General features: G+C 68.8%; 13 protein-coding genes. All 13 read right to left on the bottom strand.

Translation table 11 applies throughout. The features are described 5' to 3' along the window. Nucleotides 1-170: 170 nt before the first annotated feature. The 13 genes from F627_RS0109915 to rlmB all read right to left on the bottom strand — a co-directional run bounded on the left by F627_RS0109915 (nucleotide 171) and on the right by rlmB (nucleotide 12,619). Entirely contained in the window at nucleotides 171-1,013 is an 843-nt protein-coding gene (locus tag F627_RS0109915; protein WP_026279277.1) for a ferritin-like domain-containing protein, read from the bottom strand. 19 nt (nucleotides 1,014-1,032) lie between these two features. After that, nucleotides 1,033-3,537: a heavy metal translocating P-type ATPase gene (locus tag F627_RS0109910; RefSeq protein WP_018867247.1), complete on the bottom strand. Its 2,505-nt coding sequence runs from the start codon at nucleotides 3,535-3,537 to the stop codon at nucleotides 1,033-1,035. Nucleotides 3,538-3,548: 11 nt separating this feature from the next. After that, nucleotides 3,549-3,680: a hypothetical protein gene (locus tag F627_RS17290; protein WP_017940982.1), complete on the bottom strand. Its 132-nt coding sequence runs from the start codon at nucleotides 3,678-3,680 to the stop codon at nucleotides 3,549-3,551. A gap of 108 nt (nucleotides 3,681-3,788) precedes the next feature. Further along, complete coding sequence (locus F627_RS0109900) at nucleotides 3,789-4,157, bottom strand: hypothetical protein (RefSeq protein ID WP_019583965.1); 369 nt, start codon at nucleotides 4,155-4,157, stop codon at nucleotides 3,789-3,791. A 96-nt stretch (nucleotides 4,158-4,253) separates the two neighbouring features. Then, the gene (cls, locus tag F627_RS0109895; RefSeq protein ID WP_019583964.1) at nucleotides 4,254-5,726 is read right to left on the bottom strand and encodes a cardiolipin synthase; all 1,473 of its coding nucleotides are present in this window, start codon (nucleotides 5,724-5,726) and stop codon (nucleotides 4,254-4,256) included. 27 nt (nucleotides 5,727-5,753) lie between these two features. Continuing rightward, the gene (locus tag F627_RS0109890) at nucleotides 5,754-6,944 is read right to left on the bottom strand and encodes an O-succinylhomoserine sulfhydrylase (protein WP_019583963.1); all 1,191 of its coding nucleotides are present in this window, start codon (nucleotides 6,942-6,944) and stop codon (nucleotides 5,754-5,756) included. A gap of 40 nt (nucleotides 6,945-6,984) precedes the next feature. Further along, entirely contained in the window at nucleotides 6,985-8,094 is a 1,110-nt protein-coding gene (gene alr, locus F627_RS0109885; RefSeq protein ID WP_019583962.1) for an alanine racemase, read from the bottom strand. A gap of 8 nt (nucleotides 8,095-8,102) precedes the next feature. Beyond that, a complete protein-coding gene (gene dnaB, locus F627_RS0109880; protein WP_018867241.1) occupies nucleotides 8,103-9,467 on the bottom strand; it encodes a replicative DNA helicase in 1,365 nt (454 codons plus the stop codon). 79 nt (nucleotides 9,468-9,546) lie between these two features. Then, a complete protein-coding gene (rplI, locus tag F627_RS0109875) occupies nucleotides 9,547-9,996 on the bottom strand; it encodes a 50S ribosomal protein L9 (protein ID WP_018867240.1) in 450 nt (149 codons plus the stop codon). Between the two features lie 67 nt (nucleotides 9,997-10,063). After that, on the bottom strand, nucleotides 10,064-10,999 hold the full coding sequence (locus tag F627_RS0109870; RefSeq protein ID WP_019583961.1) for a DUF2232 domain-containing protein: 936 nt from the start codon (nucleotides 10,997-10,999) through the stop codon (nucleotides 10,064-10,066). A gap of 31 nt (nucleotides 11,000-11,030) precedes the next feature. Next, complete coding sequence (gene rpsR, locus F627_RS0109865) at nucleotides 11,031-11,255, bottom strand: 30S ribosomal protein S18 (protein ID WP_018867238.1); 225 nt, start codon at nucleotides 11,253-11,255, stop codon at nucleotides 11,031-11,033. Between the two features lie 42 nt (nucleotides 11,256-11,297). Further along, on the bottom strand, nucleotides 11,298-11,702 hold the full coding sequence (rpsF, locus tag F627_RS0109860; protein WP_018882792.1) for a 30S ribosomal protein S6: 405 nt from the start codon (nucleotides 11,700-11,702) through the stop codon (nucleotides 11,298-11,300). Between the two features lie 149 nt (nucleotides 11,703-11,851). Beyond that, nucleotides 11,852-12,619: a 23S rRNA (guanosine(2251)-2'-O)-methyltransferase RlmB gene (gene rlmB / locus F627_RS0109855; protein ID WP_018867236.1), complete on the bottom strand. Its 768-nt coding sequence runs from the start codon at nucleotides 12,617-12,619 to the stop codon at nucleotides 11,852-11,854. Between the last annotated feature and the right edge of the window lie 52 nt (nucleotides 12,620-12,671).

The raw sequence follows: 12,671 nt of genomic DNA, 5'->3' as shown, positions 1-12,671 counted from the left end.
AGCGGGCCGGGGTCGCGGCAGTCGGGCGTGTTTCTTGGTGACTTCTTTGCACGAGCAAAGAAGTCACTCGGGGCGCGCTGGCGAGTCAGCGCCTGGCAGGCGGCCGACCGAAGGCACGTAAACACCGGATGCAGAACCAGGACCAGCCACCACAAGGCAGGCGGTCGGGGCTATGGCGACGGTTCGGTGGTGGCCTGGGCCTCCAGTTGCGCCATCTCGGAGTCGGTGAAGCCGGCGGCGCGGCGGGCGGCGTGGGCGAAGGGCGGGCGTACGCGGCCCGGCATGTACTCTGCCAGCAGCTCGAGGAAGAGCGGCTCGGCATCAAGCCCGCGCGCGTGGGCCAACTCGCGGAACCAGCGCGTGCCGATCGCCACGTGGGCGACCTCCTCGCGCTGGATGATCTCGAGAAGCGCCACGGTCGCGTGATCGCCCGCTGCTGCCAGGCGCTCGATCATGCCCGGGGTCACGTCCAGCCCGCGCGCCTCCAGCACGCGCGGCACCAGGGCCATGCGGATCATCACGTCGTGGTCGGTCGCGAGTGCGGCCTCCCACAGCCCGTTGTGGGCCGGCAGGTCGCCGTAGTCCGCCCCCAGCTCGTTGAGCCGCGCACGCAACAGCCGGAAATGGCGCGCCTCCTCGGCCGCCACCTGCAGCCAGTCGCTGACGAACGGCGCCGGCATGTCGCGAAAGCGATAGACGGCATCCAGCGCCAGGTTGATCGCGTTGAACTCGATATGCGCGACCGCGTGCACCAGCGCCACCCGCCCGGCCGTCGTGTGCAATCCGCGCCGCGGCAGATCCTTCGGGTGCACCAGCACCGGCCGTTCCGGACGTCCGGGCACCTCCAACCGTTCCGGACCGGAGCTGGCGAGCGCCTCCAGCCCGTCGGACCACCAGGCCTGCATCAGCGCCAGCACGCGCTCGCACTTGGTCTCGGGATCGCACTCGCGCAGCGCCATTTCGGCCGCTCGGTAAAGATCCGGGCTCACGGGATGGGTGATCGGCTGACTCATGGCGGCCAAGGATACCCGTTCAGCGCTCGTCGGTCGGCATGCTGCGGCGCAGCAGGATGGAGTTGCCGATGACCGAGAGCGAGCTGGCGGTCATCGCGATCACGCCGATCATCGGGTGCAACAGGCCGACCGCGGCGATGGGGATCGCGGCGGTGTTGTAGCCCCAGGCCCAGAACAGGTTCTGCACGATCTTGCGGAAGGTCAGGCGCGAGAGCTGTACGGCCTCGACGACCTTGGTCAGCTCGCCGCGCACCAGAGTCACGTCGGCGGCCTCGATGGCCACGTCCGCGCCGGCCCCGATCGCGATGCCGACATTCGCCTGCTGCAGGGCCGGGGCGTCGTTGATGCCGTCGCCCACCATCGCCACGTGGTCGCCGTACTCCGCCTGCAGTTCGCGGATCGCCTCGACCTTGCCCTCCGGCAGCACGCCGGCTCGGACCTCGTCGATCCCCACCTGCGCGGCCACGGCCTTCGCGGTGCGCTCGTTGTCACCGGTGACCATCACGCAGCGGATGCCGAGGGCATGCAGCTGTTCGATGGCGCTCTGCGACTCTTCCTTGAGGGTGTCGGCGACCGCGACGATGCCGGCCGGTCGATCGCCGATGGCCACCAGCATCGCGGTCTTCCCGGCATCTTCGAACTGCCGCAGCGATTCCAGCAGGCCGGACGGATCCAGGCCCTGCTCCTCCAGCAGCCGCTGGCTGCCGACCAGGACGCGCTCCCCGTCGAGGCGGGCCTCCACCCCGCGCGCGGTGTGCGACTGGAACTGTTCGACCTCGGCGACCGCCAGCTCCCGATCGCGCGCACCCTGCACAATGGCCTCGGCCAGCGGATGCGCAGAACCAGCCTCCACGGCCGCGGCCGCGCGCAGCACACGAGCGTCATCGAAGCCCTCGGCGGCGACCACGTCGGTCAGTGCCGGCTGCCCGCGGGTGAGGGTCCCGGTCTTGTCGAGCACGATCACGCGGATGTCCTTCAGCGTCTGGATCGCGGAGCCCGAGCGGATCAGGACGCCGCGTTCGGCCCCCATGCCGGAACCGACCATCAGGGCGGTGGGTGTGGCCAGCCCCAGCGCGCAGGGGCAGGCGATGACCAGCACGGCGATCGCCGCGAGGATCGCCAGTACCAGCGGGGGACGTTCGGAATCCACCCACGGCAGAAACCCCTCGCCCCAGATCAGGATCGGCTGCAGCGCCCCGGAGAACGCCAGCCAGGCCGCAAACGCCGCCAGCGCAATCACCAGCACCGCCGGCACGAACCGCGCGGTGATGCTGTCCGCCAGCTCCTGCACCGGCACCCGCGAACCCTGCGCCTCGTTCACCAGACGGATCACCTGCGACAGGAAAGTGTCGGCCCCCACACGGGTCGCGCGCACCTTCAGCCGCCCCTGCTGGTTCAGGGTCGCACCGAGCACGGTATCGCCCTCAGCCTTGTCCACCGGCACCGACTCGCCGGTGGCGATGGATTCGTCCACGGTGCTCTCGCCGGCAACCACCTCGCCATCGGTGGGGATCTTCTCGCCCGGGCGCACGATCATCACCTCGCCCACCTGCAGCGATTTCACCGGCACCTCGATCTCTTCGCCGTCGCGTTCCACCCGGGCCGACTTCGCGCCCAGATCCAGCAGCTTGCGGATCGCAGAGGAGGCCTCGCCCTTGGCGCGGTACTCCAGGTAGCGCCCGAGCATGTGGAAGGCCATGATGGTCGCGGCCATCTCGATGAACGAGGTCATCGGGTAGACAAAGCCGATCAGCCCCAGCAGATAGGGCGGCAGCGAGCCCATGGAGATCAGCACGTCCATGTTCAGACTGCCGCTTTTCAGCGCGCGCCAGGACGAACGGTGGGTGGCCGCACCCCCGGCCATGAACACCACCGGGAACGCCAGCACGGCGATGATCAGCAGATAGCCGGGGATCTCCTGCCAGAACATGTGCGGCATCATCAGCACCATGATCGCGATGGTCGGGATCATCGCGATCCACAGCCGGCGCCAGGCCTGCTTCAGATAGGCCGCGTCAATCTCGGCATCGTCCGCCTCGCTGCCGGCCTCCTCGGTCTCCAACGCCGCCACGTCATAGCCGGCCCCCTCGACCGCGGCGCGCAGGGCCTCGGCGTCGGGGCCACCGGGACCGGGTTCTATGGTCACACGGTGATCACCGATGTTGGTGCGCACCGCCTGGATGCCCTCCAGCTTCTCGATCGCACCCCGCACGATCCCCGCGCAGTGGTCCGAACCCATGCCGGGTACCACCAGACGCACCGTACCGGCGGCGCCCGTTTCGCCCTCGACTTGGGCGACGTCGTAGCCAGCCCCCTCGACCGCGGCCCGCAACCCCTGCGGGCCCACCTGCTCGGGGTCGTATCCCACGGTCACCCGGTGGCGGGCGATATTGGTCCCCACCGAGGCCACGCCGGGGGTCTTCTCCAGCGCCGCGCGCACGATCCCCGCGCAGTGGTCCGACCCCATGCCGGGGACGATCACCACCGCCTCGCGGGTGTCCGCTGGCCTCGCTTCCGTCGTCATCGCGCGACTCCTCAGCGATTGCCGAACAGGTACTTGATCAGGGCGGCGATCCCGAGGATCAGCAGCACCAGGACGAGCAGCCCGATCAGGCCCCCGCCAAGACCCATACCGCCCATCCAGCCAAAACCTTGTTCATTCATCATGATGTAGTCCTCCCCGGGACAGAGTGAAAGACGCAAAGCGCGGTAATGCGCAGTGCGTGGGTGATGCGCGATCACCCGGGGCCGGGTGGAACCCCGGCCAGGGAGGAATCAGAGGGGTGGGCGCAGATCCGGTGCCGCGGGGGTACCGGGGCCCATGGCGACGGGAAGGGAAACCAAAACGGGCGCGGCCGCCGAGACCGGCGTGCCGGCGGGCGCAGGCAAACCCGAGACCCCGCAGACGCCACAGACCGCACAGGGCATCTCGCAGGCCGAAGGCTCGGCCTGGATCACGAAGTCCGGGGAAAGGTCCAGCGGCACGGCTTCCGAAAGCGATCCGGCACCCCCACCCGGGCAGTGGCCCGCCGCGGTCATGCCGCCTGGGGCATCGCCGTGCATCATCCCCGCACCGGCGATCGGCGCCAGCAACAGAGCGGCGACGATCAGCAGGTTCAGCAAATGGTGCAGGGCTCGCGACACGGGCCGGCCTCGAAAAGGTATTCTGCCTGCAAGTCTAGCACTGGCGCTGCGCCTGCACATGACACAGATCAAGCCTGCCGGTCACTGCCTTGAAGCCTACAGCACCGGCGCCAGCAGATAGGCGGCCCGCGCGGCCACGCGGCGCCACAGCGGCAGGTCGTCCACGTCCTGCCGGGCCATCTCGCGCGAGCGGGCGAAATCGGCCTCGAACATGCGCGCGGTCTCGCGAGCGAAGGCCGGGTCCATCACCAGCGCGGTAACCTCGAAATTCAGCCGGAACGAGCGGTTGTCCAGGTTCACGGTCCCCACCGCCGCGCCCATGTCGTCCACCACGAAGGCCTTGCCGTGCAGGAAGCCCTCCTGATAGCGGTAGACACGCACGCCGGCATCCAGCAGCGGCCCCAGAAAGGCATAGGCCGCATGCGTGGTCAACGGGTTGTCGGTGACCTCGGGGATCAGCACACGTACATCGACGCCACTGAGCGCTGCCAGCTTGAGCATGCCCTGCACGCCCTCGTCCGGCACGAAGTACGGGCTCGCGATCCAGATACGCCGATCAGCCGCATGGATAACCTGTTGCATCATCAGGCTGGCGGTCTCGAATTCGTCCGCCGGGCCGGAGGGCAGGATCAGTACTGGGACGCCGTCGTCCGCCATGATCGCCGGCTTCCATTCCAGCTCCGGGATGTCTTCGGTCGCCCAGTGCCAGTCCTCCAGGAACACCGACTGCAGGGCCAGGGCGGACGGCCCCTCGATGCGCAGGTGGGTATCGCGCCAGGGGCCGATCTTCGGGTCCCGCCCGAGGTACTCATCCCCCACGTTCAGTCCGCCGACCCAACCCTGTTCGCCATCGGCCACCACGATCTTGCGGTGATTGCGGAAGTTCAGCTGGAAGCGATTACCGCGCCCGCGGGTCGAGTGAAAGTGCTGCACATGCACCCCCGCCTCGCGCAGGGCGTCGAGATAGCTGCCGGGCAGGCGGTAGCTGCCGATCTCGTCGTACAGGAAGTAGACCTCGACCCCGTCCTGCGCCCGCTCCACCAGCCGTCGCTTAAGTTCGCGCCCGATCTCGTCATCGCGCACGATATAGAACTGCACCAGCAGGTAGCGCTCGGCCTGCTCGATCCCCTGAAAGATACTGTCGAAGGTCGCCTCGCCATCCACTAGCAGCTCGACCTCGTTACCGTGGAGAAACGGCCAGCGGGCGAGCCGCTGCACCCCGTCCAGGTGCTTGCTCGGCTCTTGCGCGATGTACTGGTGGGACCACAGCTCCTCTGTCTTCGGCTGCAGGGCCCGCGCCAGAGCGGAGTCTTCGTCACGGCGCGCGACCACGTAGCCGCGAAACTCGCTGGCGCCGAATACCCAGTAGGCCGGCACGGCCACATAGGGAACGGTGTTGAGCGACACGATCCAGGCCACCGCGCCCTGCGGCGTCCGCGTGGACATCAGCGCATCCAGCGACGACAGGAACCCCAGCAGGTGGAAGCCAATAACGACCGTCAGCAGTACGCGCCAGCGCGGACGCCGGCGCGGCTTCGGATGGACATCACCGGATGCGGGTCTGGACATATCCGTGCGGTCGACCCGGGAGCCGCGTCAGAGCGCGTCGAGCCCGCGGGCCAGATCGCGCTGGATGTCGGCGACCGCCTCCAGCCCGACCGCGACCCGCACCAGGGCCTCGGTAATGCCCTGAGCCTCCCGCTTGTCCGGGTCCACACGGCCGTGGGTAGTGGTGGCCGGATGGGTGATGGTGGTCTTGGTATCGCCCAGGTTCGCGGTGATCGACAGGAATTTCGTTGCGTCGATCACCGACCAGGCGGCCTCGCGCCCGCCGGCGACCTCGAAGCTCAGCACGCCGCCGAAGCCACTTTGCTGGCGCTTGGCGATCGCATGCTGCGGGTGGGATTCGAGCCCCGGGTAATGCACGGCGGTGACCTTCGGGTGGGCCTGCAGCCACTGCGCCAGGGCGAGGGCGTTGTCGCTGTGGGCGCGCATGCGCAGGGCCAGGGTCTCCAGCCCCTTCAGGAACACCCAGGCGTTGAACGGCGACAGGGTCGGCCCGGCGGTGCGCAGGAAGCCGTAGACGTCCTTGCCGACGCGCTCGGCATCACCGACCACCGCGCCGCCCAGGCAGCGCCCCTGGCCGTCGAGGAACTTGGTCGCCGAGTGGATGATGATGTCGGCGCCCAGATCCAGCGGGCGCTGCAGGATCGGCGTGCAGAAGCAGTTGTCCACCGCGAGCAGCCCGTCGTGCCGATGCGCGATCTCCGCCAGCGCGGCAATGTCCACCACCTCGCCCAGCGGGTTGGACGGCGTCTCGCAGAAATACAGCCGGGTATTGGGCTGCGTGGCGGCCTCCCAGGCCTCGAGGTTCGACAGCTCGACGTAGGTCACCTCGACACCGAAACGGCCGAGGTAGTTGTTGAACAGCACCGTGGTCGTGCCGAACACCGAACGCGAGCAGACCACATGATCGCCGGCCTTCAGCAGGCCCATCATGGTCGCGAGGATCGCCGACATCCCGGAGGCGGTGGCCACACAGGCCTCGCCCCCCTCCAGCGCCGCCAGGCGGTCCTGGAAGGTACGCACGGTCGGGTTGGTGAAGCGCGAGTAGATGTTGCCAGGCGACTCCCCGCCGAAGCGCGCCGCGGCCTCCGCGGCCGAGCCGAACACGAAGCTGGAGGTGGGGAAGATCGCCTCGGAATGCTCCCCCTCCGGGGTGCGCTGGTAGCCATGTCGGATGGCTACGGTCTGCGGGTCGTAATCGGCAGGGTCGAAATCGGTCATCGGGGCATCCTTGGCTGCGGGATGCCACAGTGTACCGGGCTCAGTGCGCCGGCTGCAGGCGGTCGGCGACGCGGGTCAGCAGCTCGTAGCTGATGGTGCCCGCCGCGCGCGCGACCCGCTCCACCGGCAGCCCCTTGCCCCACAGCGTGGCAAGATCACCGACCCCGTCCTGGGGGCAGTCCGTCAGGTCCACCGCCAGCATGTCCATGGACACGCGGCCGATCAGCGGGCAGATCCGGTCACCGACCCGCACCGGCGTGCCCGACGGGGCATGACGCGGATAGCCGTCGGCATAGCCCATCGCGACGATCCCGGCGCGACCCGGTCGATCGGCCGTCCAGGTGGCGCCATAACCCACGCGGCTGCCCGGCTCCAGTGGCTGGGTCGCGATGACCGGGGCCTGCACCGTCATCGCCGGGCGCAGCTCGCCCTCAGGTCCTTCGGGCGGACGATCCTCCGGCACGGAGGCCGGGTGTGCCCCGTAGAGCATGATGCCGGGCCGCGCCCAGTAGTCGCCGGACGCGGCCCCCTCACCGCCCGAGCCCCAGCCGGCGAACAGCGCAGCGGAGTTGGCCACGCTGCGGTATCCCGGCCACGCCCCGACGGCGCCGGCAAAGCATTCCAGTTGATGGGCATTCTGCGGGTGACCGGGCGTGTCGGCGCAGGCCAGGTGTGTCATCCAGTGCAGCCCCTGCTGCCCGTGCCCAGCGGCTCGCAGGCGCTTCACCGCCTCGCCCGCCTGGCGCGGCTCGAAGCCCAGGCGATTCATGCCGGTGTTCAGCTTGACCCAGACCTCGGGGAGGCGGATGCCAGAGGCATCCAGATGATCGAGCTGAGCCGTGTCATGCAGGACCGGCTGCAGGGCGAACTCGGCACAGGCGCGTGCGTCGCTGGCATCGTGCGGCCCCTGCAGGACCAGCACCGGACCGTCGAAGCCGGCCGCGCGCAGCGCCCGGGCCTCGCCGACCTGGGAGACGGCGAGCCCGTCGCTGGCCGCCGCCAGGGCCTCGGCGGCCCATATCAGCCCATGGCCGTAGCCCTCGGCCTTGATCACCGACCACATCGGGACACCGGGCGCCAGGCGTCGCGCCACGGCCAGGTTGTGCCGCAGGGCCTCGGGGTCGAGCTGGATGGTCGCCGCTCGCTTCACGTCCCGGGTCAGGCCTCGTGGCCGATCTCGCCGTAGACGTCGGGGGCGTAGTTCTCGAAACGGGTGAACTGCCCGCGGAAAGTCAGGCGCACGGTGCCGATGGGGCCGTTACGCTGCTTGGCGATGATGATCTCCGCAGTACCCTTGTCCGGCGACTCGTCGTTGTAGACCTCGTCGCGATACACGAAGGCGATGATATCCGCGTCCTGCTCGATGGCCCCGGACTCGCGCAGGTCGGACATCACCGGGCGCTTGTTCGGGCGCTGTTCCAGCGAGCGGTTGAGCTGCGACAGCGCGATCATCGGGACGCTCAGTTCCTTCGCCAGGGCCTTCAGCCCGCGCGAGATCTCGGAGATCTCGTGGGCCCGGCTCTCGCCACTGCCGGGAAACTGCATCAACTGCAGGTAGTCGACGACGATCAGACCCAGCCCCTTGTGTTCGCGCATCAGGCGGCGGGTGCGCGCCCGCAGTTCGGTGGGCGACAGCGCCGGTGTGTCGTCGATGAAAAGGGGTGCCTCGGAGAGCATCTGCACCGCGCTCGTCAGACGCGGCCAGTCGCCGTCCTCCAGGCGCCCGGAGCGCAGCTTCTGCTGGTTAATCCGGCCCATGGAGGACAGCAGGCGCATGGCCAGCTGCTCGCCGGGCATCTCCATGGAGAAGATCGCGACCGGCTCGGAGTTCTTCATCGCCACGTACTCGGCGATGTTCATCGCGAACGAGGTCTTGCCCATGGACGGACGCCCGGCGACGATCACCAGATCGCCCGGGTTCAGTCCGGAGGTCAGGGCATCCAGATCCTGATAGCCGGTGGCCACCCCGGTAATCGGGTTCTGGCTTTCGTAGAGATACTCGATCTGGTCGACCGCCGCGGTCAGCAGCGGCTTCATCCCGCGAAAGCCCTGGGCCCCGCGCGCGCCCTGCTCGGCGATGCGGAACACCTTCTGCTCCGCCACGTCCAGCAGTTCCTTGGAGTCGCGGCCCTCGGGGGTATAGGCCGAATCGGCGATCTCGGTGCCCACCGAGATCAGCGACCGCAGGATGGAGCGCTCGCGGACGATATCGGCGTAGGCCACGATGTTCGCGGCACTGGGGGTTTCCGCTGCCAGGCGGCCGAGATAGGCCATGCCCCCCGCGGATTCCAGCTCCGCGGTACGGTCCAGCTGCTCCGACACGGTGACCATGTCGAACGGGGCATTGCGATCCGCCAGCGTGGACACCGCCCGGAAGATCAGGCGGTGGTCGTGGCGATAGAAGTCTTCTGCGGTAATGCGGTCCGCCACCCGGTCCCAGGCGGCGTTATCCAGCATCAGGCCTCCGAGGACTGCCTGTTCGGCCTCCTCGGAATGCGGGGGGACCCGCGGATTCGGGGTCATGGGCGAGTTCATGCGACGAACCCGCCCACCTGCCGGGTATCAGCGACCCGGTGGGGCCACCCTCCCGACATCCGACGGATCACTCTTCGCCGATCACAACGACGCGAATGTCCACATCCACGTCCGAGTGCAGGTGCAGCCCGACCTCGAATTCGCCGGCGGTACGCAGCGGGCCTTCCGGCATGCGCACTTCCTTCTTCTCGACTTCGGTGCCCTTGGCGCTCAGCGCGTCGGCGATGTCCGCCGGGCCGATGGAGCCGAACAGCTTGCCTTCGCCACCGGCCTTCGCGGTGATCTCGAGCACGGTGCCGTCCAGCTTTTCCTTGCGCGCCTCGGCAGCGGCGAGGGCCTCGGCGGCGGCCTTCTCCAGTTCGGCGCGACGCGCCTCGAACTCGGCGATGTTCTCGGCGGTGGCGAACGTGGCCTTGCCCTGCGGCAGCAGATAGTTCCGCGCGAAACCGGGACGCACGTTGACACGGTCACCCAGGGTGCCGAGGTTATCGATCTTTTCCAGCAGAATGACTTCCATCTTTGTATTCCTGTAACGTTTGATCAGCGCCCGAAGGCACGCATTCTACACCGGTCTCGGACCGGTCTCACGGATTGTTGTCGCCGTCCTGCCCACCCGATGCGGAGCCGGGGCCCAGCCGCGAGCGGATGTCCGCCCAGGCGTCGATGACGCCGATGGTGGCGAGCAGCAGGAACATCTGCGGCATCGCCAGCGCCAGCAGGACGTACATCCCCACCAGCCAGAAGCTGCTCATGCCCTGACGGAAGGTCAGCGCGTGCATCAGCGCGATCCCCTGCAGGAAGAACAGCACCCCGAGGATGAACGCCAGTTCGGTCGCCAGCGGCACCGGACCCAGATGGCCGATCCCCGCCAGCAGCAGCGTGGCCGCGCTTGTGGCGCGCCCGAACTGCAGTGCCCGAAACTCCTCGCCGAACGCCCCCGGGTTGTACAGCAGCGCCTGCCAGTAGCGACCCAGGAGCACCGAGAGCGTGAGGCTCAGCAGCAGGATCCCGGCAAACAGCCCGGTCAGGTACGGGGCGGCGCGGCGCAACGCCGCCTCGAGTTCCTGCGGACCGGTCTCGCTACCTTCGACCAGGGGCCCCAGCAGTCTCATCCCGGCCTCGGCCCAGGTGGACTCGAGATCCGGGACGAGCATATGGACGGCCAGCACCCCGAACCCGGCGACCCCGGCGGCGGCCTGCAGCGTGCTGCGCCACGAGACGGTCCGTCGCAGCAGCTCCGCCAGCAGCGCCACCGGCGCCCATTGCACCATCCCGGCCACCACCCCCGCGAACAGCGGGGCCTCGGGCATCAGGGCAAACATTGCGACCCCGAGCACGAGCGCGGACAGCGCGATCACCAGCAGTGCCTGCCCGAGGCCGATGCGCAGCCCGACCAGGGCGACCAGCGCGCTGCCAAGCAGCGCCACCGGCGGCAGAAACAGCCCCGCCACACCAAAACCGGAGACCGCGCCCACGGCGCGGCCCCGGCTCTTCATCGCGAATTCGGCCAGTGCGCGCATGGCGACGGCCCCCGGCGAACCGGTACGAGACTTAGTGGTTGTCGCTGTACGGCAGCAGGGCGAGGAAGCGCGCGCGCTTCACGGCGGTGGCCAGCTGACGCTGGTACTTCGCGCTGGTGCCGGTCACTCGGCTGGGGACGATCTTGCCGGTCTCGGTAATAAAACCCTTGAGCAGGTTCAGGTCCTTGTAATCGATGTAATCGATGCCTTCGGCGGTGAACTTGCAGTACTTGCGGCGACGCGGAAAACGGGCCATCTCAACTCTCCTTCAAAAATTCGGTCAACGAACGGGCGGGACTTATTCGGCAGCGGTCGAATCATCGGAGGCGGACTCGCCGCCCTCGTCGTCACGCTCGCGGCGACGGCCCTTGGAGCCTTCCTCTTCCTGGCCCTTGGCCAGCGGGGAGGTCTCGGTCACTGCCTCTTCCATGCGCATCGCCAGGTGGCGCAGCACGGCATCGTTGAACCGGAAGGCGCTGGCGAGCTCTTCCATCGCCTCTTCCGAGGCCTCGATGTTCATGAGCACGTAGTGGGCCTTCACCAGCTTCTGGATCGGGTAGGCCAGCTGACGGCGGCCCCAGTCTTCCAGGCGATGGATCTTGCCTTCGTGGCCTTCGACCAGGCCCTTGTAGCGCTCGATCATCGCCGGGACCTGCTCGCTCTGGTCCGGGTGGACCAGGAATACAACTTCGTAGTGACGCATCGGGAACTCCTTGCGGGTATCAGCCTCCCGTCCACGCGGTGAGGCAAGGGTTCGACCCCGCGGGCGCGCCCGCGGGGCAGAAAGGCGCGATACGATAACCGAAGCGGGCGACAACAACAAGCGACGAACAGGCCAGGCGGCCGACGCCCTCAGTCCGGCGCGCCGGCCTGGCGCTGGCGCACCGCCTCGAACAGGGTTACCCCGGTGGCCACGGAGACATTGAGGCTCTCCACCGTCCCGTGCATGGGCAAGGCGGCCAGGTGGTCGCAGGCCTCCCGGGTGAGCCGGCGCAGGCCCTCGCCCTCGGCCCCCATCACGATCGCGGTCGGCGGGCGCAGGTCCAGCGCGTAGAGGCTTTCCCCGGCCTCGCCCGCGAGGCCGACGGTCCACATACCGGCCTGCTTGAGCGAGGCGAGCGTCCGCGCGAGATTTCCGACCGTTACCACCGGCACGGTTTCGGCCGCGCCCGAGGCCACCTTGATGGCCGCCGGGGTCAGGGCGGCGCTGTGGTGGCGCGGCATGATCACCGCGCCGGCCCCCGCCGCATCGGCGGTGCGGAGGCAGGCGCCGAGGTTGTGGGGGTCGGTCACCCCGTCGAGAATCAGCACGAGGTCCAGACCATCGCGCACCCGCTGGATCAGGGTCTTTTCATCCACCACCGGACGCGGGGTGCAGTGCACGATCACGCCCTGGTTCTGGAACCCCGGATGCTGCTGGTCCAGGCGCTCGCGGCCCACCCGCTCCACCGCGAGACCGCAGGCGCGGGCACGATGCAGCAGGCGCTCCAGCGCGGGCTCGACCGGGTCGGTCGCGAGCTGCAGGCGCTTCACCCGTTCCGGAGCACGCTCCAGTACCGCCGCCACCGCATGAATACCGCCGAAGGTCTCCGCGCGGCTGCCCTTGCCACCCTTGCTCACCGCACCCCTCCACGGGACACAGCCGGCCGCGAACCCGCCGCGCGCTCGCGCG

The sequence above is a fragment of the Thioalkalivibrio sp. ALE16 genome, from assembly GCF_000381305.1.
Lineage (GTDB): Bacteria > Pseudomonadota > Gammaproteobacteria > Ectothiorhodospirales > Ectothiorhodospiraceae > Thioalkalivibrio.
Note: the sequence above shows the minus strand (reverse complement) of the source record. Positions and strands in the feature narration are given on the sequence as shown.

Coding starts and splice junctions, on each gene's coding strand:
- F627_RS0109915 (WP_026279277.1), bottom strand. CDS start 1,013: ATGAGTCAGCCGATCACCCATCCCGTGAGCCCGGATCTTTACCGAGCG.
- F627_RS0109910 (WP_018867247.1), bottom strand. CDS start 3,537: ATGACGACGGAAGCGAGGCCAGCGGACACCCGCGAGGCGGTGGTGATC.
- F627_RS17290 (WP_017940982.1), bottom strand. CDS start 3,680: ATGATGAATGAACAAGGTTTTGGCTGGATGGGCGGTATGGGTCTTGGC.
- cls (WP_019583964.1), bottom strand. CDS start 5,726: ATGTCCAGACCCGCATCCGGTGATGTCCATCCGAAGCCGCGCCGGCGT.
- F627_RS0109890 (WP_019583963.1), bottom strand. CDS start 6,944: ATGACCGATTTCGACCCTGCCGATTACGACCCGCAGACCGTAGCCATC.
- dnaB (WP_018867241.1), bottom strand. CDS start 9,467: ATGACCCCGAATCCGCGGGTCCCCCCGCATTCCGAGGAGGCCGAACAG.
- rplI (WP_018867240.1), bottom strand. CDS start 9,996: ATGGAAGTCATTCTGCTGGAAAAGATCGATAACCTCGGCACCCTGGGT.
- F627_RS0109870 (WP_019583961.1), bottom strand. CDS start 10,999: ATGCGCGCACTGGCCGAATTCGCGATGAAGAGCCGGGGCCGCGCCGTG.
- rpsR (WP_018867238.1), bottom strand. CDS start 11,255: ATGGCCCGTTTTCCGCGTCGCCGCAAGTACTGCAAGTTCACCGCCGAA.
- rpsF (WP_018882792.1), bottom strand. CDS start 11,702: ATGCGTCACTACGAAGTTGTATTCCTGGTCCACCCGGACCAGAGCGAG.